We start from the raw sequence: 24,330 nt of genomic DNA, 5'->3' as shown, positions 1-24,330 counted from the left end.
TTCACGCCTCGATCGGGCTGGCGCTCGGCAGGAGGACAGTCAGCGTGAACCACTGACCGTCGAAGTGGGTGGAGACCTCCCCGCCGTACTTCCTCGCGGTCCATCGGATCGACTTCACGCCGAAGCCGTGCCGTGAGCGGTCGGACTTCGTCGTCCGGAGGTTGCCGGTCTCGTCGGTCGCGACGAGTCCCGAATACCAGTTCTCGACTCGGATCACCGTCATCTCTCCGCGCGAGTGGAGGGCGAGCTTGACGAGGCGGTGGTCGGGATCCGCGACGCGTCGCGACGCCTCGATGGCATTGTCCAGGGCGTTGCCGAACAGGGTCGCGATGTCCATGGCGCTCATGCGCTCGAGGAGCTTCCCATCGGCGACCGCAGTGAAATCGATGCCGTCGGCGTCGCAGGCGGAGGCTTTCGCCGACAGGACGACGTCGAGGACGGGATTGCCCGAGTGGTAACGGTGACCGAGGGCGTTCACCGACTCCTCGAGCTCTTCGAAGTCGGAGCGCTTCGCCTCGGGATCGACCTCGGCGCGGATGACGGCGATCTGATGCTTGAGGTCGTGGTGCGCGCGTCCGAGCGCCTCGAAGTCCGCCTTCGACTGGAGGTATTGGAGGTGCTGGGCGTCGAGCGTCGCGTGGATGGACGCGAGTTCGGTGCTCGTCCGGATCTGCATGATCCGCTCGTGCTGCGCGTAGAGGGCGGCGAGCCCGCAGAGGTCGACGAGGGTGCGGATGTAGAAGACCTCGGGGCCGAGGCGACCGGAGAAGGGAGTCGAGGTCGAGAGGAAGGAGAGGTTCGACATCGCGAAGGTCGTCAGCGAGATGAGGAGCCCCATCCAGAGGTCCGGATTCCCGAGGGAGAGCGGCTCCTCGCCGCTGAAGTTCCTGTTCTCCAAGGCCCCCCACACCGCGAGGACGAGGACGTAGACGAGGACCATGAAGACGAGTCCGCCCGGCGCGTAGGTCGCCCTCTCCTCGAGGAAGTAGACCTGGAGCTGCCACTCGAGCGAGGCGAGGAATTCCGCGAGGATGAAGGCGCGGAAGGTGAGGTGCCAGGTCGCGACCCGTCCGAGACCCGAGGTCCCGCGAATCGAGGCGGCGATCGCGAGAACCGCGGCGAGCATCCCGGGGATCCACATCGAGACGGGGAGGACTCCCGCGAGGAGCTGAACGCCGACGAGCCCCGCGAGGGAGGCGAGAGCTCCGAGGACGAGGCGCATCCTCGGCCGCGTGCGCGTCGCGAGCAGGACGTAGAGGAGCGCGGCGCCCCATTCGGCGATGCCCGTGTAGAGGCGGGGGATGTCGGGGAGGGGCTCGAACATCAGCGGACGCCGCCCGCGAAGGAGGCGAGCGCCGCCATGAAGTCCTTCTTCCTCGGGCGCGAGATTCTCAGCTCGGCGCCTCCGGTCATCACGCAATCCTGATCGCGGACGCCCTGGACGTGAGCGAGGTTGACGAGGTAGCAGGAGTTCGAGCGGAAGAAGTCATGGCCGTCGAGTTGCTCCTCCATGTCGCGCAGCGCTCCAGAAATCGAGTAGGAGGCGCTCGTCGTGTGGATCTCGAGCCGGTGCTTCACCGATTCGACGTAGACGACGTCCTCGACGGCGACCCGGACGACCTCGGAGCCGGATTGGAGGAGGAGGGAGGCGCCGGTCCGCTTGCGGGCGACGGCGATGGATCGGGAGAGCTCCTGCTCGAAGGCGAACCAGGGGAGCGGCTTGAGGAGGTACGAGGTCGCGTCGACCTCGTAGCCCTTGATCGCGAACTGCGGGGAGGAGGTGATGAAGACGAGGACGACCTGCTCGTCGACCGCCCGGATCTTGCGGGCGGCCGTCATCCCGTCGACCTCGTTCATCTGGATGTCGAGGAGGATGATGTCGAATCGAGGGCGGTATCCGCGCAGAATCTGGGAGCCGTCCTCGAACACGGAGACGTCGAAGGTCTCGGAGTGCTCCGCCTCGTAGCGCGCGAGGTAGTCGAGGACGAGCTTGCGGCTCATGGCGTCGTCCTCGACGATGCCGATCCGTATCACGCGCACTCCCTTCGCCGACGGGACCCTCGAAGTCTACGGGAGAGCGCGGCGGAGCGCGCGGGCCGATAGGATGGCGCGGAACGCCCGCGTGGAAGGACGCCCCATGGATCTCGTCGTCGTCGGCTCAGGATTCTTCGGACTCACCGTCGCCCGTCAGGCCGCCGAGGAGCTCGGCATGAACGTCACGGTCATCGAGCGCCGCGACCACATCGGCGGCAACGCCTGGTCCTCGATCGATCCGGAGACGGGCGTCGAGGTCCACCGCTACGGCACGCACCTCTTCCACACCTCGAACGAGCGCGTGTGGGAGTACGTCAATCGCTTCACGCGCTTCAACGACTACCAGCACCGCGTCTACGCGAACCACAAGGGCGAGGTCTACCCGCTCCCCATCAACCTCGGGACGATCAACCAGTTCTTCCGCGCCGCGTACTCCCCGGACGAGGCGCGCGCCCTCGTCGCCGAGCAGGCCGCCGAACTCGGCGGCAAGGAGCCGGGCAACCTCGAGGAGAAGGCGATCAGCCTCATCGGGCGCCCACTCTACGAAGCGTTCATCAAGGGCTACACCGCGAAGCAGTGGCAGACCGATCCGAAGGACCTCGACCCCGCGATCATCTCGCGCCTTCCCGTGCGCCTCACCTACGACAACCACTACTTCCGCGACACCCACGAGGGCCTCCCCCTCGACGGTTACGGCGCGTGGCTCGAGCGCCTCGCCGATCACCCGAGGATTCAAGTCCTCACCGGCACGGACTTCTTCGACGACGCGCACCCGTACTCGAAGGCCCGGACCGTCGGGAGCGTCGGTGTCGTCTACACCGGCGCCGTCGACCGCTACTTCGACTACGAGGCCGGGCGCCTCACGTGGCGCACCCTCGACTTCGAGACCGAGGTCGTCGGAACCCCCGACTACCAGGGCTGCTCGGTGATGAACTACTCCGACGAGTCGGTGCCGTTCACCCGGATCCACGAGTTCGCCCACCTCCATCCCGAGCGCGACCGCACGGGCGCGACGAACACCGTGATCATGCGGGAGTTCTCGCGCTTCGCCGAGATCGGCGACGAGCCCTACTACCCGGTCGCCAGCCCGAAGGACCGGGAGGTTCTCGCCGCCTACCGCGAACTCGCGGCGGGCGAGGAGAAGGTCCTCTTCGGCGGTCGGCTCGGCTCCTACAAGTACCTCGACATGCACATGGCGATCGCGTCCGCCCTCACTCGCGTCGACGAGGTCGTCTCGCACTGGTGAGCGCCCGCTGAACGGAAGGGCGCGCGCTCGTACCCTGGTCGCGTGAGCGACATCGTCTGGAGCATCTGCGCGATCGGCCTCGTCATGGCCGTCGGCTGGGAGGCCAGAAGGCGGGGGATCATCGGACCCGACGGCTCCTCGCTCCTCGCGACGCTCACCTACTGGGTGACCTCGCCGGCGATGCTCTTCCACGCGATCTCGACGACGGACGTCCTCGCCGTCCTCGGCGGTCCGCTCGTGGCGGCCGCGGGCTGCGGCGTCGGCGCCGCCCTCGTCTTCGTGCTCATCGGCGCGGGTCCCCTTCGCTTGCGCGGAGGGGACCTCGCCCTCGGCGCGATGTCCGCCTCCCTCAACAACGCCGCCTACATCGGCATCCCCATCGCCCTCTACGTCCTCGGGGACGCGACCCACGTCGTCCCGATCCTCGTCTTCCAGCTCGGCTTCTTCACGCCGATGTTCTTCGTCCTCGCCGACGTCACGGGATCGGGCCGGGCGCCCACGCCCTCGTCCGTCGTCCTCACGATCGTGAAGAACCCGATGGTGATCGCCGCGGCCCTCGGGTTCGCCTTCGCCGCGCTGAAGATCCCGGTTCCCAAGGTCCTCGCGGTCTCGACCTCGATGCTCGGGGACGCGGCCGCGCCGGTGATCCTCCTCGCCTTCGGCGCCTCTCTCGTCGGCGCCCGATTCCCCCTCCACGACCGGCACACCGCCGCCGTCCTCGTCGCCTCGGCGTGCAAGCTCCTCGCCCAGCCGCTCATCGCCTACGGGATCGGCCTGCTCCTCGGGATGCGCGGTGTCGACCTCATGACCGTGACGATCATGGCGGGCCTGCCGACCGCGCAGAACGCCTTCATCGCGGCCTCGCGGGCCGGAACCGGGGAGCGGATCGCCCAGGGCGCCGTTCTCCTCACGACCCTCGCCTCCCTGCCGCTCACGATCTGCACCGCCGGGATCTTCCACGCGTTCCTCGGCGTGTGAGCCGCCTCATGTCTACGGGATGGACGCCCGTTCCCGGAATCGTGCGCGTCCCCTAGTCTGGCCGGGAAATCCTGAGAAGGAGTGCATCCCATGTCAACACACATCGAATCGGTGGAGCAGCCGAGCCGCCGGGACACGTGGACCGGTCAGACCGGCTTCCTCCTGGCCGCCATCGGCTCCGCCATCGGCCTGGGGAACATCTGGCGCTTCCCCGGCGTCGCCTACGCCAACGGCGGCGGCGCGTTCCTCATCCCGTACCTCGTCGCGATCCTCTTCGTCGGCATCCCGATGCTCTGGCTCGATTACGCGCTCGGCCACAAGTTCCGCGGCTCGGCCCCCTGGGCCCTGCGCCGCGTGAGGGCTGGCGGCGAATTCATCGGCTGGATCCAGGTCTTCGTCTGCTTCGTCATCCTCATCTACTACGCCGCCGTCATCGCCTGGGGCGTCCAGTACACGATCTACTCGGTCAACCAGTCGTGGGGCGACGACCCGCAGACCTTCTTCCTCTCCGACTTCCTCAACGTCGTCGACGGGGCGAAGGAGTTCTCGTGGACGCCGGTCCTTTCGATCGCGGTCCCGCTCGCACTCGTGTGGATCTTCGTCCTCTTCATCCTCGGACGCGGCCTCTCGAAGGGCGTCGAGGCGGCGAACAAGATCTTCCTCCCGCTCCTCGTCGTGCTCTTCGTCGTCATGGTCGTCCGCGCGCTCTTCCTCCCCGGCGCGGTCGAGGGCCTCGACGCCTTCTTCACGCCGAAGTGGGACTCTCTCGCGGACCCGCACGTGTGGCTCGCCGCCTTCTCGCAGGTCTTCTACTCCCTGTCGGTCGGCTTCGGCATCATGCTCACCTACGCGTCCTACCTCAAGCCGAAGACGAACCTCACGGGCACCGCGCTCGTCGCGGGCTTCGCGAACTCGTCCTTCGAGATCCTCGCCGGCATCGGCGTCTTCTCGGCGCTCGGCTTCATGGCGCACGGTCAGGGCGTCGCGGTGAGCGAGCTCCAGGGCCTCACCGGCCCGATCCTCTCCTTTGTCACCTTCCCGCAGATCGTGTCGATGATGCCGGGCGGCTCGCTCTTCGGCGTGCTGTTCTTCGCCTCGCTCGTCCTCGCCGGCATCACCTCGCTGCTCTCGCTCCTCCAGGTCGTCTCCGGCGGTCTCCAGGACAAGTTCGGCATGAGCCCGGTCTCGGCCGCGCTCGCGTTCGGCGTGCCGGCGACGGTGATCTCGCTCGTCCTCTTCGGCACTCGCTCGGGCCTCAACAACCTCGACATCGTCGACACCTTCATCAACAACATCGGCGTCGTCACCTCCGCGGTGTCGATGGCGGTCCTCGCCGCCCTCTTCGCGCCGCGCCTCAAGGGCCTGCGCAAGCACCTCAACACCGTGTCCTCGGTGAAGGTCCCGAAGGCGTGGGACGGCCTCGTCGGCATCGTCATCCCGGCGGTGCTGATCTTCATGCTGTTCTCCGCGATCGTCGGCTATATCGGCGAGGGCTACGGCGGCTACAAGTCGAGCTACGTCCTCATCTTCGGCTGGGGCTGCATCGCCTTCACCCTCATCGCCTCCGCGGTCTTCACGCTCCTCCCGTGGCGCCACCACGGGGTCACGGCGGCGGCGATCGCCCAGATCATGGACGAGGACGAGGCGGACGCCCGGTCCGCGGCGGCCGAGTCCGCCGCTACCACGGAAGGAGGCGCGCTGTGAGCGCCATCGCGGTCTTCATGATGCTGCTGACGATCGTCCTCATCTGGGGCGGACTCGTCGCGTCCGTCGTCCTGCTCCGGGTCCTGCCCGAGCCCGACGGCGAGGCGATCGAGCACCTTTACGACGACGATTTCCTCGATCGGGAATGAGCGTCGGCGAGGCGCGCCGCCCCTGAAGAACGGCGCGTCCTCGCATCGGGTGCCCTGAATACGCGGCGGCCGGCGATCCAGTGGATCGCCGGCCGCTTCTCAGTGGGTACCGACCCCGCGCGTCGCCCAGAAGACGACGGCCGAGGCCGCGGCGACGTTGAGCGAGTCGACTCCGCCGGACATCGGGATGCGGACGACCCGATCGCACTGGGCGATCGTCCGCCGCTTGAGCCCGTCGCCCTCGGTGCCCATGACGAGGGCGACCTTCGCGCCCGGGGCCGTGCAGTCGGTGGAGGCGATGAAGTCGTCGAGGCTGATCGAATCGTCGGAAAGGGCGAGAGCGGCGACGGTGAATCCCGCCGCGTGAAGCTCGTCCATCGCCGGCCACGTCTCGAGCCTCGTCCACGGCACCTGGAACACCGTGCCCATGGAGACGCGGACGGAGCGCCGGTAGAGCGGATCGGCGCAGCTCGGCGTCACGAGGACGGCGTCGACGCCGAGGGCGGCAGCCGAGCGGAATGCGGCGCCGACGTTCGTGTGGTCGACGAGGTCCTCGAGGACGACGATCCTGCGGGCGGGCTCACCGTTTCGTGCGGTCGCGAGGAGTTCGGCGACCGGCGGGAGGATCGGCCGCTGCATCGCGGCGAGCGCCCCGCGGTGGAGGTGGAAGCCGGTGAGCGTCTCGAGGAGGGACTCCTCGGCCATGAAGATCGGGACCTCGCCGCCGTCGGCGGCACCCGTCGACTCCTCGATGAGGGGCGCGAGCTGCTCGTACCAGCGGGGCGCCATGAGGAAGGATCGGGGCCGGTGTCCGATCTGGAGGGCGCGGAGGATGACATTCGTCGACTCGGCCATGTAGAGGCCGCGCTCGGGTTCGAGCTTCGCGCGGAGTGTGACGTCCTTGAGCGCCGTGTAGTCGGCGAGACGCGGATCGGCGGAAAGGTCGGCGGTATCGAGGGGGATGATCACGCGCGGCCCCTCGCGAGCGCGCGGTTGACCTCGCCCGGCCATGACGGCCCTTCGAAGACGAAGGCGGTGAAGGCCTCGACGAGGTCGGCGCCCGCATCGAGCATGGCCCGCGCGTCGGCCTCGGTGAAGATCCCGCCGGTCCCGATGAGGATCTGGTCGTCGTCGAGGCGCTCGGCGACGAATCGGACGACCTCGAGGGCTCGGTCGCGCAGGGGCGCGCCGGACACGCCGCCGTCGCCGAGGCCGTGGTCGATCGTCGTGTTCGTCGCGACGACGCCGGCGAGCCCGAGTTCCTTCGTGAGGTCGACGATCGCGGCGATGTCGGAGTCGTCGAGGTCGGGGGCGATCTTCACGAAGAGCGGCATCTCGCGCTCGACGGATGCCTCGCAGCCGCGGCGGGCCGCAGCGAGGATCGGGCGGAGCGCGTCGACGGACTGGAGGTCGCGTAGGCCCGGCGTATTGGGGGAGGAGACGTTGACGACGACGAAGTCGACCCAGGGGGCGAGGAGTCGCGCGCAGTACTCGTAGTCGGCGGCGGCGTCCGCCTCGCTCGTCGTCTTGTTCTTCCCGATGTTCGCCCCGACGATCGCGGCGCGACCGGCCCTCGAGGACCGGAGCTCCTTGAGGCGCGCGGCCGCGGCGTCGGCGCCCTCGTTGTTGAAGCCCATGCGGTTGCGCAGGCCCTCGTCCTCCATGAGGCGCCAGAGACGGGGGCTGTCGTTGCCGGGCTGCGGCTTCGGCGTGATCGTTCCGACTTCGACGAAGCCGAAGCCGAGGGCGGTGAGGCCGAGGACGGCGCGCGCGTCCTTGTCCATGCCCGCGGCGAGTCCGAGGCGGCCCGGCACGAGCCGCTCTCCGATGCGCACCCTTCGTCGTTCGGGGAGCGTCGCGGGGTCCGGTGCGTCGAGGTGCCCGAGGGTGGCGCGCATGAGGCACCGGGTCGGCGCGAAGCGGCCAGCGAGCGCGATCGCGCCGAGGCCGAGGCGATGCGCCGCCTCCGGATCGGACCTGTGGATGAAGGCGCGGAAGAGCCAGGAGTACGCGGCGCGGATCATGCTCCCAGGGTAGGCGGTTCAGTCCCACCAGATCCACCAGGCGCACATCCGCGCCCCCTGGGCGGGGTCGACGGCGACCGGGTGGAACTCGTCGGGCAGGCCGCGCGCGCTCGTGAGGCCGAGCGCCTCGCGGACCGCGGGCCAGTGCGCGTAGACGAGCGGGTCGCCGAGTGCGCCGACGGGGAGGTCGTCGGCGAAGGGGACGAGGATCCCGTCGACGCTCACGCGTTCGTCCCAGCGGGGCGGACCGATGAGGTACCCGGAGAGCTCGACGCCCTCCCGGTCCTGCGCCGCGTCGAGAAGTTCGCGCAGTTCGGGCCCGTTGTTCTGGCGGTCGTGAAGGTTCGCGGCGGGGAGCAGGTCGAGAAGGGCGCTGGCCTCGAGCGCGCCGACCCCCGCGAATCGGGCGAAGTCCGGGGTGAAGCGCGGTTCGCAGACGAGCGGGGCGAGCAGGTCGGCGGCGCCGCCGGTTCGGGTCCAGCCCGACGGCCCGTACAGGGACGCGATCGCGCGGGACGGGGTTTCGATGGACATGGGGTCTCCTTCCGTTGCGCTCGCAAGGGGACCACATCGCGCCCTCGTCGATCGACGAGGGCGGGGGTGGGCTGTGGACGACGGGAGGGAGAGGGGGCCGCCTGTGGACGGCGCTCGCGCGGCGCGCCCGAACGCGGGAGCACGACGGAGAACGCGAACGGGGCGCCCCGCCGATGCGGAGCGCCCCGTGGCGTCGGAGGCCGACTACTTCTTCTCGGGCTTGGCGCCCGGGAACTCGCCGCGCGCGACGAGCGGGCGGGGGGAGCGCCAGCGGCGCGCCATGATCATCCGCGAGAAGCAGTAGTACCAGGTGCCGCGCGGGATCTCGTCGTTCGGGTAGCGCTCGGCGAGCCGGCGCTTGAGGCGCTGCCACACGATGATCCCCTCGATGATCGAGATCGCGAAGAGGAGGTAGAGGGCGCCGGTCACGGCGATCATGATGTTCGCGCCGTAGGTTGTCTGGAGCGACTTGATGAGAGAGACCGCCATCATGAGGACGAGGAAAAGGACCATGATCGGGAGGAGGAACTCCGAGAACGACCAGCGGGCGTCGACCCAGTCGCGGACGAAACGGCGGACGCGTCCCTTGTCGCGCAGCGGGAGGTAGCGTTCGTCGCCGGTCTCGAGGGCCATCTGCTCGCGCTGATAGCGTTCGTCGCGCTTGCGACGGGCCTCGCGCTTGGCCTCCTTGCGGTCCGCGGGCACGAGCGGGTGGCTGTTGCGCGCCTGCGCCTCCTTGCGGCTCGGAGTCGGGCGGCCCTTGCCGACCGTGCGGTCGTCGGCCTTCTCGGAATCGGACACCTGGGATCTCCTTGTGCCTCTCGTGTGCGGATGACCCCCATAGGGTAGCCGATCGGGGCGCCCGGGCCCGCGCGGGTCCACTACCCTGGGGCACATGTCCGAGAACACGAACTCCATCCTCACCCGCGCCGACCTCGATGAGCGACTCGGCACCTCCTTCGATGCGCTCCTCGACGAGCTCCGCGCGATCGTCGCGATTCCGTCGGTCTCCTCCGACCCCGCGCACCAGGACGACCTCGAGGCGTCCGCCGCGCACGTTCGCGACCGCTTCGCGGCGGCCGGCCTCGAGGCCGAGATCCTCCGGGCGACGACGCCCGAGGGCGTCGAGGGCAAGCCCGCGATCGTCGCGCGCAGCCCCCGCGTCGAAGGCGCGCCGACCGTCCTCCTCTACGCCCACCACGACGTCCAGCCGACCGGCGACGTCTCCCGCTGGTCGACCGACCCCTTCGTCGCCGAGGTCAAGGGCGACCGCATCTACGGGCGCGGCTCGTCCGACGACGGCGCCGGCATCGTCGTCCACCTCGGGGCGCTCCGCCTCCTCGGCGCGGACCTCCCCGTCAACGTCGTCGTCTTCGTCGAGGGCGAGGAGGAGCTCGGTAGCCCCTCCTTCACCTCCTTCCTCGAGACCTACGAGGAGAAGCTCAAGGCCGACGTCATCGTCGTCGCCGACTCCGACAACTGGAAGGCCGGCGAGCCCGCCGTCACCTCGTCCCTGCGAGGCAACTGCGTCGCGACCGTCGACGTCACCGTCGCCGACCACGCCGTCCACTCCGGCATGTTCGGCGGCCCGATGCTCGACTCGGTGACCTGCGCGGCCATGCTCATCTCGTCGATGTACGACGAGGCCGGAGACCTCGCGATCGAGGGCCTCGGCGGTTCCGACACCGCCGACGTCGTGTGGCCCGAGGACGAGTTCCGCGCCGCCGCCGGCCTCCTCGACGGCGTCGAGCTCGTCGGCACCGGCGATCTCGCCGCCCGCACGTGGACGAAGCCCTCGGTGTCCGTCACCGGCTTCGACGCGCGCCCCGTCGCGAACGCCTCGAACACGATCGCCCCGCACACCCGCTTCAAGCTCTCCATGCGCGTCGTCCCCGGCGTCGACCCGCGCGAGGCGATGGACCGGCTCGTCGCCCACCTCGAATCGCACGCGCCCTTCGGCGCTCGCGTCGAGGTCACCCCGAACGAGTACGGCCCCGGCTACCAGGCGGACATGGACTCCCCGGTCACCGCGCTCCTCCACGAGGTCCTCACCGAGGCGTGGGGCGTGAAGTCCGTGAACATCGGCGTGGGCGGCTCGATCCCCTTCATCTCGGACTTCCAGCGCCTCTTCCCCGATGCGCAGGTCGTCGTCACCGGCGTCGAGGACCCGCTGACGAACGCCCACTCCGAGGACGAGTCGCAGTCGATCCCCGACCTGCGCGCGGCGATCCTCGCCGAGGCCCTCCTCCTCACGCGCCTCCCGCGCCTGTGAGTCCCCGCGTCCTCGCCGCCGGCCATTGGGCCGGCGGCGAGCCCGCCTCCCCCTCGGCCCTCGCGGCGCTCGCGACGGTCGGGGAGGGCTTCGCCTCGGTGCGGCCCGAGTGGGGGATCGACCTCGTCCCCTTCGGCCCCGGCCCCGCCCTCGTCGATGCGCTGTCGAGCACGGGGGAGCACCCCTACGCGCCCGTCGTTGTCGGCATCGAGGAGGCCTCGACGGCGACCGCAGGTGCCGCCGCGCGCGAGGCGCTCGACGCCGGGCTCGTCCCCGTCGTCGAGGGCGGCCACGCGATCGACGTCGACTGCGGGCTCGGCTTCCTCTCCGCCTTCGCCGGAGTCGACCTCGCGTCCGAGAAGCTCGAGGAGACGCTGCCGCGGGCGATCGCCGCCGGGCGCGAGATCCTCGGCGGTCGCGACCTCATCGCCGCCGCCTCGACCGCTCGGCCCCTCCTCGGTCTCAATTCCGTTCTCGCCCTCGGCGTCGACCTCGAGGCGCGCACGACGCAGGATCGCGCGCTCACCGCGCTGCTCTCGCGCGTCCTCGCCGTGCCCGCGCGGTCGCCCCTTCCGCTCGCGGGAGGCTCGTCGGCCGATGCTGACGCTCCGGGCCGCGCGCCCGGATCTGGGGCCGCCGGAGGAGCCGCCGCGATGATCGCCGCGATCGGCGGGCGCATCGTGCCGACCGGGAACTTCCTGCGCGCCGCCCTCGACCTCGACGCGCGGATGGAGCGCGCCGACCTCGTCGTCGTCCTCGAACCCGCGCTCCACTCCCCGCACCTCGCGGACGCCCTGCTCGACGTCGTCACCGAGACGGCCGCCGCTTTCGCGCTTCCGGTCGTCGGACTCGGCGTCGACTCCTCGCTCTCGGGCCACGAGCGCGCCGAGTGGGGCCTTCACGGGCAGTTCCTCACCGAGGGGAGGATCGGCCTCGCGGAGGCCGGGGCGCGCATCGCGAGGACCTGGACGCGCTGAGGCGGCGCCGTGGCGTCCCTCACCCCGACCCCGCCGCGCCGGACCCGCGTGGCGACCGCGTCCGCGCGTGCGTACCCTGAAGGGGTATCGAGACTTCCCGAGATTGGAGCGCCATGTCCGACACCGGCATCGAAGCACCCGCCCACGAGGTCGTCCTCACGGACGTTGCCGCCGCGAAGGTGAAGAGCCTTCTCGCCCAGGAGGGCCGCGACGACCTGCGCCTGCGGATCGCCGTCCAGCCCGGCGGTTGCTCCGGCCTCATCTACCAGCTCTACTTCGACGACCGCCTCCTCGACGGGGACGCCGTTCGCGACTTCGACGGCGTCGAGGTCGTCGTCGACCGCATGTCCGTGCCGTACCTCAACGGCGCGACCATCGACTTCGCCGACTCCATCGAGCGCCAGGGCTTCACGATCGACAACCCCAACGCGCAGAACACCTGCGCCTGCGGAGAGTCCTTCCACTGAGCCGATGACGAATCCCCTTCACAAGGCGGCGGCCGCGGCCCTCGCCCTCGCACTGTCCCTGTCCCTCGCGGCCTGCGGCTCCGACTCTGCGCAGTCGGCGCAGTCCTCGCAGTCCGCCTCGTCCGAGTCCGGTTCCTCGGTCCCCGAGGTCGATCGCACCGGCAAGGCGAACTTCCCGAAGGTCGCCGGTGGTTTCGGCGAGGATCCCGAGATCTCGGCAGGATCGGGCGACGCGCCGACTCAGGTTTCGGTGAAGACGCTCGCCGAGGGGTCCGGCGCGGCCCTCACGACCTCCGACACGGTCCTCGTGAATTACGAGCTCGTCCTGTGGGACGGCACGAAGGTCGAGTCGTCCTTCGAGTCCGGCAGCCCCATCGCGTTCTCCCTCGGCCAGGTGATCCCCGGCTGGACCTACGGCCTCGAGGGCCAGAAGGTCGGCGACCGCGTCGAGATCGTCATCCCGCCGAAGTGGGGCTACGGGGACACCGCCACCGGCTCGATCCCCGCCGGTTCGACGCTCGTCTTCGTCGTCGACGTCCTCGACTCGACCTCGAACGTCGCGATCGACGAGAACGCCCTCACGCAGGGGACGGCGACGGGGAACGCGCTGCCCGACGGCGTCACGGTCACCGGCGATCCGGGCGTCGAACCGACGCTGAGTTTCGCGGACGGCGCGACCGCCCCGACCGCGAACTCCCAGACGACGATCGTCTCCGGCACCGGGCAGACCGTCGGCGAGTCCGACTACGTCCTCTACCGCGGCGTCGGCGCCCCCTTCGGGCAGGCGACCTCCGCATCGTCCTCGTGGGCGGGCAAGCCACTCGCCGTCTCGGCGAAGCAGCTCGGCCTCGCGGGCGCCAAGGTCGGGGACCGCATCGTCTTCGTCGTCGGAGCAGCCTCGGCCGCCCAATCCGGGTCGACCTCGACCTCGACGACCCCGACGGTCATCGTCATGGACATCGTCGGAGTGATGAAGACCGAGTAGGCTCGGCCCCCGATTCGACCGTCGCGCGGGCGGTCCGCCGCCGGGCGGACCGCCCGCGCGTGCGTACAATGGGCGCGGTCGTCGATCGGCCCCTTTTCGTCCAGTTCACAGGAGTGAATGCAGTGAGTGAGAACACCGCCCGCGTCCTCGTCTTCAGCGCCGACGTCGACAAGCGCAGGGCCGTCATCGACGGAGTCGGCGTCCGCGCGTCGAAGGACTCCCCGAAGATCGAGTGGTCGGAGGCGGCGACGCCCTTCGGCGCGAAGGAACTCGTCGAGTCGACCGACTTCGACCTTCTCGTCCTCGACGCCGAGACGACGAAGGAGGGCGGCATGTCCCTCGCCCAGGAGCTGAAGAACACGATCGGGGACGTCCCGCCGATCGTTTTCCTCACGGCCCGCCAGCAGGACGACTGGCTCGCCACATGGGCCGGCGGCGCGGCCGCGATCCCCGATCCGCTCGACCCGGTCGTCCTCCAGGAGACCGTCGCCGCTGTTCTGGCCGGCGACCTGCGATGACCGAATCGCTCGACTGGGCCCCGATCATCTCCGACGTCGTCGCGGGCAGTGACCTCGACTACGACCGGTCCTACTGGGTGATGGACCAGGTGATGAGCGGCGAGCTCGGCGAGGCGCGCCTCGCCTCCTTCCTCACCGCGATGGCGATCAAGACGCCGACGGTCGCGGAGATCCACGGCCTCGCCGACGCGATGCAGGACCACGCCCTCACGGTCGACCTCCCCTCCGACGCCCTCGACATCGTCGGCACCGGTGGCGACGGGTACAAGACCGTCAACATCTCGACGACGTCGGCGCTCGTCCTCGCGGCCCTGGGGATCCCGCTCATCAAGCACGGCAACCGCGCCTCGACCTCGCAGTCGGGGTCCGCGGACGTCGTCGAGGCCCTCGGCGTCGACCTCGATCGCGCGACGGAGCGGATGCGGGAGATCTTCGACGACCTCGGCATCGCGTTCCTCTTCGCGAACAAGGTCCACCCGTCGATGCGCTTCGCCGCGCCCGTGCGCCGCTCGCTCGCGTTCCCGACGGCGTTCAACGTCCTCGGGCCGCTCACGAACCCCGCGAAGGTCCGCGCCTGCGCGATCGGGTCGGCGAACGAGCGCAACGCCGCCCTCATGGCGGGCGTCTACGCCGAGCGGGGGCTCTCGTCCCTCGTGTTCCGCGGGAAGACGACGGGCCTCGACGAGCTCTCGACCGTCGACGTCGACCAGGTGTGGGAGGTCGCGGACGGCGAAGTGACGCTCACCGAGTTCGACCCCACCGAGTACTTCGACATGGAGCCCGCCGCGATCGGCGACCTGCGCGGCGGAGACGCCGACGAGAACGCGGTCGTCGTCCGGGAGGTCCTCGCCGGGGGCGGGCGTCGCGCGGTCCGCGACGCCGTCGCCCTCAACGTCGCCGCCGGCCTCATCGCCTTCGGGACGACGGAGGGGACCCGGCGCGAGGACGGCACCCTCATCGAGCGCTTCGGCGCGGGCGTCGAGATCGCCCGCAGGGCGCTCTCCGACGGCATCGGCGCAGAGCTCCTCGACAAGTGGGTCGAGGCGACCTCCGACTGATTCGTCTCGCGTCGTCGCGCCGGGGCCCGGGATCGCTCGATCCCGGGCCCCGGCGTTTTCACGGGCGTCGATGCGGCCGCGCTTCGGGCCGGACGGAGAAGCGCCTGCGATGCCCCGCCCGAATCACCGGGTTCGCCGTGGATCGAGGGCCTCGGCCTCGGAGATGAGGGAGAGGAGCCGGGAGTCGGCGAGCGGGGAGAACGGGGACTCGGCGCGGGGGAGCTCGCCGTCCCAGTGGATGAGCCGCGCGTCGGGCCGCTCGAGCGACTGGGCGAGGATCCCCGTCTCCGACCAGCGCGTCGTCCCGAGGAGGACGTCCGGGCGGGGGAGCGGCTCCTCGGCGATGAGGGCGTCGATCCACGGCGTCGGCAGGGTCCTCGGCGGCGTCACCACCGTTCCGGCGTGCCGGCCCCACGAGGCGGCGTGGACCTCCCAGCCGCCTCCCTTCCTGTGGATCGCCCAGACCGCCTTGCGCGCGAGGGCGAGCGGCACGATCCGGCGCCTCCGGTCGAGGCCCGCGAGGTAGGCGGAGAGCTCCCGGCGCAGGAGCGCCGCGTCCTCGAATCGCTGGAGGTCCGACGCGCCCGCCATGAGGTCTCGGAGTCGATCGGCGACGATCCGCGTCGCCCCGCGCAGCGCCTCGACGGCCTCCGCCTCCGAGCCGGGTGCGAGCCCCGCCCTCGTGAGCGGGGTCGCGGGATCGGCGAAGGCGCGCAGGACCGCGTCGCGGGCCGCCATCGCGTGGGCCCGCGTGCCGAAGGGGCCGAGCGCGCGGTCCGCGTCGTCGGCGGCGACGAGCGGTGCGCACTCGACGCCCGAGCCGCGCACGAGGAGCCAGTGCTGGGAGTCCTGATGCGTCGACGCCGAGTTGAAGAGCGGGCGCAGATCGTGGATCTCGCGCAGCTCGAGGACGCGCGCCTCGAGGACCGTGGCCGTCGGCGTCGTCCGGATCGAGGTCGCGAGGTCGACCATGCGCTGAATCGAACGGCGCTTCTCGGCGGCCGTGAAGTACGAGCGGACGCGGCTCGAGAGGTTCGTCGCCGAGCCGACGTAGAGGGGGGCTCCCGCGGCGTCGAAGAATCGGTAGACGCCCGGGAGGGAGGGGATCCCCTCGGCGAGGGCCGCCTTCGAGCGACGGCGACGAGGCACGGGCTCGGCGAGGCGCTCGAGGTCGTCGAGGGAGGCGAGACCCGCATCGGCCATGAGCTCGAGGAGGCCGGCGAGGACGCCCCAGGTCGTCCGCGCGTCCGCGAGGGCCCGGTGCGCGTCGGTCGGCTCGACGCCGAATCGGCTCGCGAGCGTTCCGAGGCGGTGGTCGCGCACAAGAGGCCGGGGGAGCGCGAGGCGCGCGAGCGCGAGCGTGTCGACGACCCGCGGATGCGGCCAGTCGAGGAGCTCGGCGCGGGCGGCCCTCCGGAGGAATCCCGTGTCGAAGGAGGCGTTATGGGCGACGAGGACGGGCGCGGCGCCGGAGGACAGTCCGGACCACGCGAGGAAGCGGGGGAGGACCGCTCCGATGGGATCGGCGCCTTCGACCATCGACTGGGTGATGCCAGTGAGCGCGGTGATCCGCGGAGGGATCGGACGCCCGGGGTCGACCATCTCCTGGAACTCGTCGACGATGCGGCCGCCCGCGACGCGGACCGCCCCGATCTCCGTGATCGCGTCGCCCGCCCCGAGGCCGGTCGTCTCGAGGTCGACGACGACGAATTCGGCCGTCGCGAACGGATCGCCGAGCCCGGGGAGCCCGAGCCCGGGGAGCCCGAGCCCGATCTCGGGACCGCGACCTGCGGATTCGGCGAGACGGCTGCGCACCTGTGCAGCCGCGAACGCACGAGTGTCCCCGCCCGGGACGGCGCCGCCCGCGAGTGGAGGCACGGGAGCGGAATCGGGCATAGAGTGGATTCTAATTCGTGACCACGCTCGAGACCCGTGGAGGAACCGTGGCGTTCTACCAGGCACTGAAGGCAACCGGCGGCCCCGTCCTCAAGGCCGCGTACAAGCCGTGGATCCGCGGCAAGGAGAACATCCCCGCGACCGGTCCGGCGATCCTCGCCTCCAATCACAACGCCGTGTGGGACTCCGTGTTCCTCCCGATGATGCTCGATCGCGAGGTCGTCTTCATGGGCAAGGCCGACTATTTCACCGGCACCGGCGTCAAGGGCTGGGTGACGAAGGAGTTCATGCGCGCCGTCGGGACGATCCCCGTCGACCGCTCGGGCGGTCGCGCCTCCGAGGGCGCGCTCAAGGCGGGCCTGGACCGCCTGAAGTCCGGCGAGCTGTTCGGCATCTACCCCGAGGGCACGCGCTCGCCCGACGGCCGCCTCTACCGCGGCAAGACCGGCGTCGCCCGCCTCGCGCTCCTCTCCGGCGCGCCCGTCATCCCCGTCGCGATGATCGGCACCCACGCCGCCCAGCCGATCGGTCAGAAGATCCCCTCGCGGACGAACATCGGCATGGTGATCGGCGAGCCCCTCGACTTCTCCCGCTACAAGGGCCTTCACAAGGACCGCTACGTCCTGCGGGCGATCACCGACGAGATCATGTACAACCTCATGCTCCTGTCGGGCCAGGAGTACGTCGACCTCTATGCCGCCGACGTCAAGGCGAAGCTCGCCGCCGAGGGCAAGTTCGAGGGTCCGGTCCCCACGAACGGGCGACCCGGGCCCGGCGGCCGCACCGCCCCCGTCGTCGAGGTGCCGACCCGCCCGGCCGACCAGCCCGCCGAGGAGATGAGCCCCGAGGAGACGAGCGCCGCCCAGACCGCCGCCGAGGCGATCGACGAGGCCGGGGCGGAGCGTCCGCAGGAGTAGGGGATCGGGCCCGGCGCGCCGCGCCGGGGTCCGCTTGAGCGTCTCCCGCGCCCATGTGCGCGGGGCCCGGGGCCGCTCGTCCGTGGGACGGGCGGCCCTTTCGCGCACCTGGACAGTTAGTAGGATGGGGGCGTTGCGTGCGCGCCGACCGGCGCCACGACCTCAACGCTGAAAGGTGTCTTCCATGTCGGTTCGCCGCGTCGCCCTGCTCACCGCCGGTGGGTTCGCACCGTGCCTCTCCTCCGCGGTCGGCGGTCTCATCGAGCGCTACAACGAGATCGACCCCTCGATCGAGATCATCGCGTACCAGAACGGCTACCACGGCCTGCTCACCGGCAACTTCGTCGTCGTCGACGAGGAGGCCCGCAAGCACGCCGCCGTCCTCCACCGCTTCGGCGGCTCCCCGATCGGCAACTCCCGCGTCAAGCTGACGAACGCGAAGAACCTCGTCGAGCGCGGCCTCGTCGCCGAGGGGGAGAACCCCCTCGAGAAGGCGGCCGAGCAGCTCCGCAAGGACGGCGTCGACGTCCTCCACACGATCGGCGGCGACGACACGAACACGACCGCGGCCGACCTCGCCGCCTACCTCGAGGAGCACGACTACCACCTCACGGTCGTCGGCCTCCCGAAGACGATCGACAACGACGTCGTTCCGATCCGCCAGTCGCTCGGCGCCTGGACCGCCGCCGAAGAGGTCTCCGAGTACGCGCAGAACGTCATCGGCGAGCACCGCTCGAACCCGCGCATGCTCATCATCCACGAGATCATGGGCCGTCACTGCGGCTGGCTCACCGCCGCCGGCTCCAAGGAGTACCACGAGTGGCTGAAGACCCAGGAGTGGGTCCCCTCGATCGGCCTGTCGCAGGAGCGCTGGGACATCCACGCGGTCTTCCTCCCCGAGATGGCGCTCGACATCGACGCCGAGGCCGCCCGCCTGAAGAAGATCATGGACGAGCAGGGCAACGTCAACATCTTCCTCTCCGAGGGCGCGGGCGTCCCCGAGATCATCGCCGAGATGGAGGCCGCGGGCGTCGAGGTCCAGCGCGATCCCTTCGGCCACGTCAAGCTCGACACGATCAACCCCGGTCAGTGGTTCGCCAAGCAGTTCGCCTCGAAGATCGAGGCCGAGAAGGTCATGGTCCAGAAGTCGGGCTACTTCTCGCGCTCGTCCCGCGCGAACGCCGAGGACCTCCGCCTCATCAAGTCGATGACCGACTACGCGGTCGAGTGCGCCCTGCGCGGCGAGTCGGGCGTCATCGGCCACGACGAGGAGAACGGCGACCGCCTCTCCGCGATCGCGTTCCCGCGCATCGCCGGCGGCAAGCCCTTCGACATCACGCAGGAGTGGTTCACCGAGCTCATGGCCGAGATCGGCCAGGACGTGAAGCCCGCGGCGAAGTGACTCTTCCCATCAGGCCCGGTCGCGGCGGAAGCAGGTTCTCCTCGGAGGCCCTCCGCCGCGACCCCGAGCACCTCTGGTCGCCCGACACCGGCATCGAGGCCCCCTGGGACTCGTGGCGGTCGCACGAGGCGCTCCAGCAGCCGAACTACCCCGACGACGCCGCGGGCCGCGACGTCGCCGCGACGCTGCGCCGCCAGCCGCCGCTCGTGTTCGCCGGCGAGGGCGACGACCTGCGCGCATGGCTCGGGGCGGCCGGGAGGGGCGAGGCCTTCGTCCTCACCGGCGGGGACTGCGCGGAGACCTTCGCCGAGGCGACGGCCGACCACCTCCGTCTGAAGATCCAGACGATCCTTCAGATGGCGGTCGTCCTCACCTACGGCGCCTCCCTGCCGGTCGTGAAGATCGGGCGCATCGCCGGCCAGTACGCGAAGCCCCGCTCGAACGACACGGAGACGCGCGACGGCGTCACCCTGCCCTCGTACCGCGGGGACGCGGTGAATTCCTACGAGTTCACGCCCGAGGCGCGGATCCCCGATCCGGCACGGCTCCTCGAGACGTACCACCACGCCTCGTCGACGCTCAACCTCATCCGCGCCTTCACGAAGGGCGGCTACGCGGATCTGCGCCTCGTCCATCACTGGAACCGGGGCTTCACGCAGAATCCGGCGTACGCGCGCTACGAGTCGCTCGCCGAAGAGATCCACCGCGCGGTGAAGTTCATGGAGGCGGCCGGAGCGGACTTCGATTCGCTCCGCGAGGTCGATCTCTACTCCTCGCACGAGGCGCTCCTCCTCGAGTACGAGTCGGCGATGACCCGGATCGACTCGCGGACGGGTCTCCCGTACGACACCTCCGGCCACTTCCTGTGGGCGGGGGAGCGGACGCGCGATCTCGAGGGCGCGCACATCGAGCTCCTGCGCCGCGTCCGCAACCCGATCGGCGTCAAGCTCGGTCCGACGACGACGCCCGCGCAGATGCTCGGGCTCGTCGAGCGCCTCAATCCGGACGGCGAGGACGGGCGCCTCACCTTCATCACGCGCATGGGGGCCGACCGGATCCGCGAGGCCCTGCCGCCGCTCCTCGAGGCCGCGAAGGCCGACGGACGGCCGGTGACGTGGATGACGGATCCGATGCACGGCAACACGATCACCTCGTCGACCGGGTACAAGACCCGGCGCTTCGAGACGATCATGGACGAGGTCAAGGGCTTCTTCGACGCGCACGACGAGGTCGGGACGGTGCCGGGCGGCATCCACGTCGAGCTCACCGGCGACGACGTCACCGAGGTCGTCGGAGGCTCCGAGGAACTCGACGACGAGTCGCTCAAGCGGCGCTACGAGACGGTCGTCGACCCGCGCCTCAATCACCAGCAGTCGCTCGAGATGGCCTTCCAGGTCGCGGAGTACCTGCGGCGAGAGGGCGAGTAGCCGATTGAGCGAGGAGGGGCCGGGACGCGAGTCCCGACCCCTCCTCGCGCGTCGGCCGTTGGATCGGCCGACGATGAGCCGCGACGACTCAGACGACGTACAGCGTGACCGTCGAGCCCTTCCTCACCTGGGTCCCGGCCGCGGGGTCCGTGGAGCGGGCGGTGCCGAAGACGCCGCCGAGAATGCGGGAGACCTCGACCTTGAGCCCGGCGGCCTCGAGAACCGCGATCGCGTCGGACTCCTGCTTGCCCTGGATGCTCGGGACCTCGACGAGCTCGGGGCCCTTGGAGACGACGTAGGACACGGAGTCGCCGCGGTGGAGGGTCGAGCCCGCCTGGGTCGACTGGGAGATCACCGTTCCGGCGGCGACGGAGTCCGAGTACTCCTCGGTCGGCGATGCCGCGAGTCCGGCCGCCTCGATCGCGGACTTCGCCTCGTCGGCGGACCTGCCGGCGACGTAGGGGACCTCGATCGGCTCGCGCCCCTTCGAGACGACGACGTCGACCGCGGTGTCGTGGGGGATGGAGGTGCCGGTCTCCACGGACTGGGAGAGGACGAGTCCTTGCGCGACGTCCTCCGAGTACTCCTCGGAGGTCGTCCCGATCTGGAGGCCGGCGGCGGTGAGATCCGAGGCGGCCTGGTCGGAGGTCCTCCCCGAGAGGTCCGGGACGGTCTTCATATCGACGCCCTTGGAGACGACGAGGCGCACCTCCGCGTCCTTGTGGACGGGCTCCCCGCCCGCGGGGTCGGAGGAGATCACGGAGCCCTGGGCGACGGAGTCGGAGAAGGCCTCCTCGGTGATGACGCCGAGTCCCATCGCCTGAAGCTGCGACTCGACCGCCGCGGCCGAGCGGTCGGTCGTCGCCGGCATGTCGAGGTAGGAGCCGGGCCCGTACTCGGTCCACCACCACCAGCCGCCAATGGATCCGGCGACGGCGAGGACGGCGAGGAGGGCGACGATGCGCCCGGCGAGCGAGCGCCGGCGTCCATCCGCGTGGAGGACGGGGGAGGCGCCGGAGGCGCGGACGACCGCCTCCGAGGAGCCCGGGAGTCGGTCGGGGAGGGACGAGGTGATGTCGGCGCGGTCCCAGGCGGCGGTCTCCCCGACGCCCTCGACGACGCGCGGGGCGACGTCCGCGCGGCGCTGAGCGATCTCCGGCGGAAGCGCCGAGGCGACGCGGGCGACCTGGTCGAGCGCCTCCGAGGCGTCGGCGGGCCGCTCGTCGGGGTCGGTGGCCGCGAGGCTCGCGACGAGATCGTCGACTTCGCGGGGGAGCCACGGCACGGAGGCGGAGGGGAGGGGGATCGGGTCGTTGACGTGGTGCGCCGCGATCTGGAGGGCGTTCTCGCCCTCCCAGGGGACCGAGCCGGTGAGCATCTCGTAGGCCATGATCCCGACCGCGTAGATGTCGGTGCGCTCGTCGATCGCGCCGGACAGTGCGACCTCGGGGGCGATGTAGGCGATCGTCCCGAGCATCGACCCCGTCGTCGACATCGAGACCTCGGAGGCGGCGCGGGCGAGGCCGAAGTCGGTGACCCGGGCCGGCGGATCGAGGGGGACGAGGACGTTCTCCGGCTTGATGTCCCGGTGAACGACGCCGACCCGGTGGGCGGCGCGCAGCGCGTCGAGGACGTCGTGGACGTACCGGAGCGTCCGTCCGACCGAGAAGGAGCCCTCGCGGCGCAGGAGCGTCCGCAGGTTCGGTCCGTCGATGAGCTCCATGACGAGGAAGCCCTGGCCGTGGACGACGCCCTGGTCGAAGACCGAGACCACCCCGGGGTGGATGATCCGGGCGGCCGAGCGGGCCTCGCGGCGGAAGCGGGCGACGAAGTCCTGGGACTCGGCGAGGTGGGGGTGCATGATCTTGAGGGCGACCGGCCTCTCGAGGCGCTCGTCGTGGGCGACGTAGACGGTCGCCATGCCGCCGCGGGCGAGGCGGCGGACGATCCGGTAGCGGGCGTCGACGAGCAGCCCGATCATCGGGTCGATCGCGCGGTCCTCGGCGGACTCCGGCGCGCCCTCGGCCCCGGCGCCGACCCCGACGGGCATGCGGAGGCGCTCGGTGTCGTGCGCGCCGCCCGCGGTCGATTCGGGCTCGGAGTCGATTTCGGTCACCCCCGGATTCTATGGGAGGAGACCGGGCGCACGCCCGCCCCCGACCGGCGAGCCCGAAGGGCGGGGCGTCGCGGTCCTCCGGGGCGCTAGGCTGGACGCATGACCGTCTACCCCGAGACCCTGTCCGCCGACGAGGCCGCCCGCCTCCTCGGGATCGAGCCCCGACGCATCAAGCAGCTCGTCCGCGACCGCGTCCTCTTCACCGTGCCGACCGAGACCGGGCGCGGGATCCCCCGCGAGATCCTCGTCAAGGGCGAGAACGGATGGGAGCCGCTCTTCAGCCTCCCGGGGACCCTTACGCTGCTCGCCGACGATGGCTTCACCGACGACGAGGCCGCGGCGTGGCTCTACACGCACCAGGACGAGCTCGGCGAGACGCCGATGGCGGCGATGCTCGCCGGGCGTCATCACCGCGTCAACGCGATCGCCTCGACGCTCGCCTTCTGATCCCCGCTCCCGGGCCCGCCGCCCCGTCCTCGTGAATCGCCGGCGCCTCAGGACTTCCGGGCGGTGACGATCCGGGCGAGCTCGAGGAGGTCCTCGCGCTCGGCCGGGGAGAATCCGGCGGACTCGAGCGCCTTCTCGCCCTCGAGGATGAGCGACTCGATGAGGCGCTCGTGGGCCGCGCGGCCCCGCCTCTCGATGATCGCGGCGGCCTCGGCGACGGCCGCGTCCGGTGCGTCCGCATCTCCGAGGACGCCGACGAGCGCGCGACGCTCGTCATCGGCCGCGGCCCTCCACGCGAGGGCGAGGAGCACCGTTCGCTTGCCCTCGCGCAGGTCGTCGCCGGCGGGCTTGCCGGTCGTCCCCGGATCCCCGAAGACGCCGAGGTCGTCGTCGCGGAGCTGGAACGCGATGCCCCAGGGCGTGAGGATCTCGTCGAGAGAGGCGAGGAGCGCGTCGTCGCCACCGGCCGCGATCGCGCCGAGGAGCGCCGGGTGGACGATCGAGTAGTGCGCGGACTTGCGCAGGACGACCTCCATCGCGTCCTCGATCGAGAGCGCCGCGTCGTCGAGGAGATCGAGCGGGAGGTGCTCGGCGCGCACGTCGAGGTACTGGCCGAGCGCGACCTCCGCGTGCATCGTCGAATAGCGGGCGAGAAGTCGCGCGGCGTCCGCGGGATCGAGGTCCTCGCACTGGCGGCCGATCGCGCGCTCGGCCGCCGAGAAGAGGAGATCGCCGACGAGGACGGCGCCGGCCGCCCCGAACTCGTCGGCCGAGCCCTGCCACCCCGCGTCGCGGTGAACGCCGGCGAGGCGCACGTGGGGGGTCGGCGCCCCCCGCCGCGTGCGGGCGTGATCGATGAGGTCGTCGTGCGCGAGGGCGGAGGCCTGGTAGAGCTCGAGGGCGGCGCCGAGGCTCCCGACCGGGTCCTCGCCGAGCGGGCGGCCGGAGGCGAGCGAGGCGCCGAAGTGGGCGAGGAGCGCGCGGAACCGCTTGCCCGAGCGCGTCGCGGCGAGGGCCGTGTCGACGAAGGCGTCGGCGCCCGCGGTCCGTCCGATTTCGGCGAGGAGGGCGTCGATGGCCTCGCGGGCCTCGCGGTCGATCGAGGGGCGGAGGGCGGCGAAGCGCTCGGCGAGAGTCGTCATGGCGCCAGGGTAGTGCGGGCCGGGTACCAGACGCGGC

General features: G+C 70.9%; 23 protein-coding genes. 14 read left to right on the top strand and 9 right to left on the bottom strand.

What is annotated here, in order from left to right; translation table 11 throughout:
* Nucleotide 1: 1 nt before the first annotated feature.
* Nucleotides 2-1,324 carry a GHKL domain-containing protein gene (locus tag DY157_RS04920; RefSeq protein ID WP_115727489.1) on the bottom strand — a complete coding sequence of 441 codons (1,323 nt, stop codon included), beginning with the start codon at nucleotides 1,322-1,324 and terminating at the stop codon, nucleotides 2-4.
* Nucleotides 1,324-2,034, bottom strand: coding sequence for a LytR/AlgR family response regulator transcription factor (locus DY157_RS04915; protein WP_115727488.1), 711 nt, complete (start codon nucleotides 2,032-2,034; stop codon nucleotides 1,324-1,326). The genes DY157_RS04920 and DY157_RS04915 overlap by 1 nt, the downstream gene beginning before the upstream one ends.
* 103 nt (nucleotides 2,035-2,137) lie before the next feature.
* On the opposite strand from DY157_RS04915, the gene glf reads away from it, so the two are divergent.
* The 4 genes from glf (at nucleotide 2,138) to DY157_RS04895 (ending at nucleotide 6,111) form a co-directional block, all read left to right on the top strand.
* Nucleotides 2,138-3,280 (top strand): UDP-galactopyranose mutase, encoded by a 1,143-nt coding sequence (gene glf, locus DY157_RS04910; protein WP_115727487.1) that lies wholly within the window; start codon nucleotides 2,138-2,140, stop codon nucleotides 3,278-3,280.
* A gap of 42 nt (nucleotides 3,281-3,322) precedes the next feature.
* A complete protein-coding gene (locus DY157_RS04905; RefSeq protein WP_115727486.1) occupies nucleotides 3,323-4,258 on the top strand; it encodes an AEC family transporter in 936 nt (311 codons plus the stop codon).
* Between the two features lie 90 nt (nucleotides 4,259-4,348).
* The gene (locus tag DY157_RS04900) at nucleotides 4,349-5,962 is read left to right on the top strand and encodes a sodium-dependent transporter (protein WP_115727485.1); all 1,614 of its coding nucleotides are present in this window, start codon (nucleotides 4,349-4,351) and stop codon (nucleotides 5,960-5,962) included.
* The gene (locus tag DY157_RS04895) at nucleotides 5,959-6,111 is read left to right on the top strand and encodes a methionine/alanine import family NSS transporter small subunit (protein ID WP_115727484.1); all 153 of its coding nucleotides are present in this window, start codon (nucleotides 5,959-5,961) and stop codon (nucleotides 6,109-6,111) included. The genes DY157_RS04900 and DY157_RS04895 overlap by 4 nt, the downstream gene beginning before the upstream one ends.
* A 99-nt stretch (nucleotides 6,112-6,210) precedes the next feature.
* Here DY157_RS04895 and DY157_RS04890 read toward each other — a convergent pair whose 3' ends face one another.
* The 4 genes from DY157_RS04890 to DY157_RS04875 form a co-directional block, all read right to left on the bottom strand.
* Nucleotides 6,211-7,080 (bottom strand): TrmH family RNA methyltransferase, encoded by an 870-nt coding sequence (locus DY157_RS04890; protein ID WP_115727936.1) that lies wholly within the window; start codon nucleotides 7,078-7,080, stop codon nucleotides 6,211-6,213.
* Nucleotides 7,077-8,135, bottom strand: coding sequence for a quinone-dependent dihydroorotate dehydrogenase (locus DY157_RS04885; RefSeq protein WP_115727483.1), 1,059 nt, complete (start codon nucleotides 8,133-8,135; stop codon nucleotides 7,077-7,079). Before DY157_RS04885 ends, DY157_RS04890 begins: the two co-directional genes overlap by 4 nt.
* A gap of 18 nt (nucleotides 8,136-8,153) precedes the next feature.
* Nucleotides 8,154-8,669 (bottom strand): hypothetical protein, encoded by a 516-nt coding sequence (locus DY157_RS04880; RefSeq protein WP_115727482.1) that lies wholly within the window; start codon nucleotides 8,667-8,669, stop codon nucleotides 8,154-8,156.
* Nucleotides 8,670-8,873: 204 nt separating this feature from the next.
* Complete coding sequence (locus tag DY157_RS04875) at nucleotides 8,874-9,470, bottom strand: DUF3043 domain-containing protein (protein WP_235827070.1); 597 nt, start codon at nucleotides 9,468-9,470, stop codon at nucleotides 8,874-8,876.
* Nucleotides 9,471-9,564: 94 nt separating this feature from the next.
* Here DY157_RS04875 and DY157_RS04870 point away from each other — a divergent pair, with 94 nt between their 5' ends.
* The 6 genes from DY157_RS04870 (at nucleotide 9,565) to trpD (ending at nucleotide 14,946) form a co-directional block, all read left to right on the top strand.
* Nucleotides 9,565-10,941, top strand: a complete 1,377-nt coding sequence (locus tag DY157_RS04870; protein WP_115727481.1) for a M20/M25/M40 family metallo-hydrolase — start codon at nucleotides 9,565-9,567, stop codon at nucleotides 10,939-10,941.
* Nucleotides 10,938-11,918: a glycerate kinase gene (locus tag DY157_RS04865; RefSeq protein WP_115727480.1), complete on the top strand. Its 981-nt coding sequence runs from the start codon at nucleotides 10,938-10,940 to the stop codon at nucleotides 11,916-11,918. Before DY157_RS04870 ends, DY157_RS04865 begins: the two co-directional genes overlap by 4 nt.
* 113 nt (nucleotides 11,919-12,031) lie before the next feature.
* Entirely contained in the window at nucleotides 12,032-12,385 is a 354-nt protein-coding gene (erpA, locus tag DY157_RS04860; protein WP_115727479.1) for an iron-sulfur cluster insertion protein ErpA, read from the top strand.
* A 4-nt stretch (nucleotides 12,386-12,389) separates the two neighbouring features.
* Complete coding sequence (locus DY157_RS04855) at nucleotides 12,390-13,370, top strand: FKBP-type peptidyl-prolyl cis-trans isomerase (RefSeq protein WP_115727478.1); 981 nt, start codon at nucleotides 12,390-12,392, stop codon at nucleotides 13,368-13,370.
* Between the two features lie 122 nt (nucleotides 13,371-13,492).
* Complete coding sequence (locus DY157_RS04850; RefSeq protein WP_115727477.1) at nucleotides 13,493-13,888, top strand: response regulator transcription factor; 396 nt, start codon at nucleotides 13,493-13,495, stop codon at nucleotides 13,886-13,888.
* Nucleotides 13,885-14,946: an anthranilate phosphoribosyltransferase gene (gene trpD, locus DY157_RS04845; RefSeq protein ID WP_115727476.1), complete on the top strand. Its 1,062-nt coding sequence runs from the start codon at nucleotides 13,885-13,887 to the stop codon at nucleotides 14,944-14,946. Before DY157_RS04850 ends, trpD begins: the two co-directional genes overlap by 4 nt.
* Nucleotides 14,947-15,069: 123 nt before the next feature.
* Here the strand turns inward: trpD and DY157_RS04840 are convergent, their stop codons facing one another.
* Nucleotides 15,070-16,842 carry an exonuclease domain-containing protein gene (locus DY157_RS04840; protein WP_115727475.1) on the bottom strand — a complete coding sequence of 591 codons (1,773 nt, stop codon included), beginning with the start codon at nucleotides 16,840-16,842 and terminating at the stop codon, nucleotides 15,070-15,072.
* A gap of 47 nt (nucleotides 16,843-16,889) precedes the next feature.
* Between DY157_RS04840 and DY157_RS04835 the strand changes: the two genes are divergently transcribed.
* From DY157_RS04835 to DY157_RS04825, 3 genes are all read left to right on the top strand, one after another.
* Nucleotides 16,890-17,759: a lysophospholipid acyltransferase family protein gene (locus tag DY157_RS04835; protein ID WP_115727474.1), complete on the top strand. Its 870-nt coding sequence runs from the start codon at nucleotides 16,890-16,892 to the stop codon at nucleotides 17,757-17,759.
* A gap of 184 nt (nucleotides 17,760-17,943) precedes the next feature.
* A complete protein-coding gene (locus DY157_RS04830; protein WP_115727473.1) occupies nucleotides 17,944-19,161 on the top strand; it encodes a pyrophosphate--fructose-6-phosphate 1-phosphotransferase in 1,218 nt (405 codons plus the stop codon).
* Nucleotides 19,158-20,588 carry a class II 3-deoxy-7-phosphoheptulonate synthase gene (locus tag DY157_RS04825; protein ID WP_115727472.1) on the top strand — a complete coding sequence of 477 codons (1,431 nt, stop codon included), beginning with the start codon at nucleotides 19,158-19,160 and terminating at the stop codon, nucleotides 20,586-20,588. The genes DY157_RS04830 and DY157_RS04825 overlap by 4 nt, the downstream gene beginning before the upstream one ends.
* An 88-nt stretch (nucleotides 20,589-20,676) precedes the next feature.
* Here DY157_RS04825 and pknB read toward each other — a convergent pair whose 3' ends face one another.
* Entirely contained in the window at nucleotides 20,677-22,569 is a 1,893-nt protein-coding gene (gene pknB / locus DY157_RS04820; RefSeq protein ID WP_235827115.1) for a Stk1 family PASTA domain-containing Ser/Thr kinase, read from the bottom strand.
* A 234-nt stretch (nucleotides 22,570-22,803) separates the two neighbouring features.
* Between pknB and DY157_RS04815 the strand changes: the two genes are divergently transcribed.
* The gene (locus DY157_RS04815) at nucleotides 22,804-23,151 is read left to right on the top strand and encodes an Rv2175c family DNA-binding protein (protein ID WP_115727471.1); all 348 of its coding nucleotides are present in this window, start codon (nucleotides 22,804-22,806) and stop codon (nucleotides 23,149-23,151) included.
* A 47-nt stretch (nucleotides 23,152-23,198) separates the two neighbouring features.
* Here DY157_RS04815 and DY157_RS04810 read toward each other — a convergent pair whose 3' ends face one another.
* A complete protein-coding gene (locus DY157_RS04810; RefSeq protein WP_115727470.1) occupies nucleotides 23,199-24,293 on the bottom strand; it encodes a polyprenyl synthetase family protein in 1,095 nt (364 codons plus the stop codon).
* Nucleotides 24,294-24,330: the final 37 nt, after the last annotated feature.

The sequence above is a fragment of the Actinomyces culturomici genome (assembly GCF_900499005.1).
In the GTDB taxonomy this organism is placed as follows: Bacteria; Actinomycetota; Actinomycetes; order Actinomycetales; family Actinomycetaceae; genus Pauljensenia; species Pauljensenia culturomici.
This window is presented reverse-complemented; position numbering and strand designations above follow the sequence as displayed.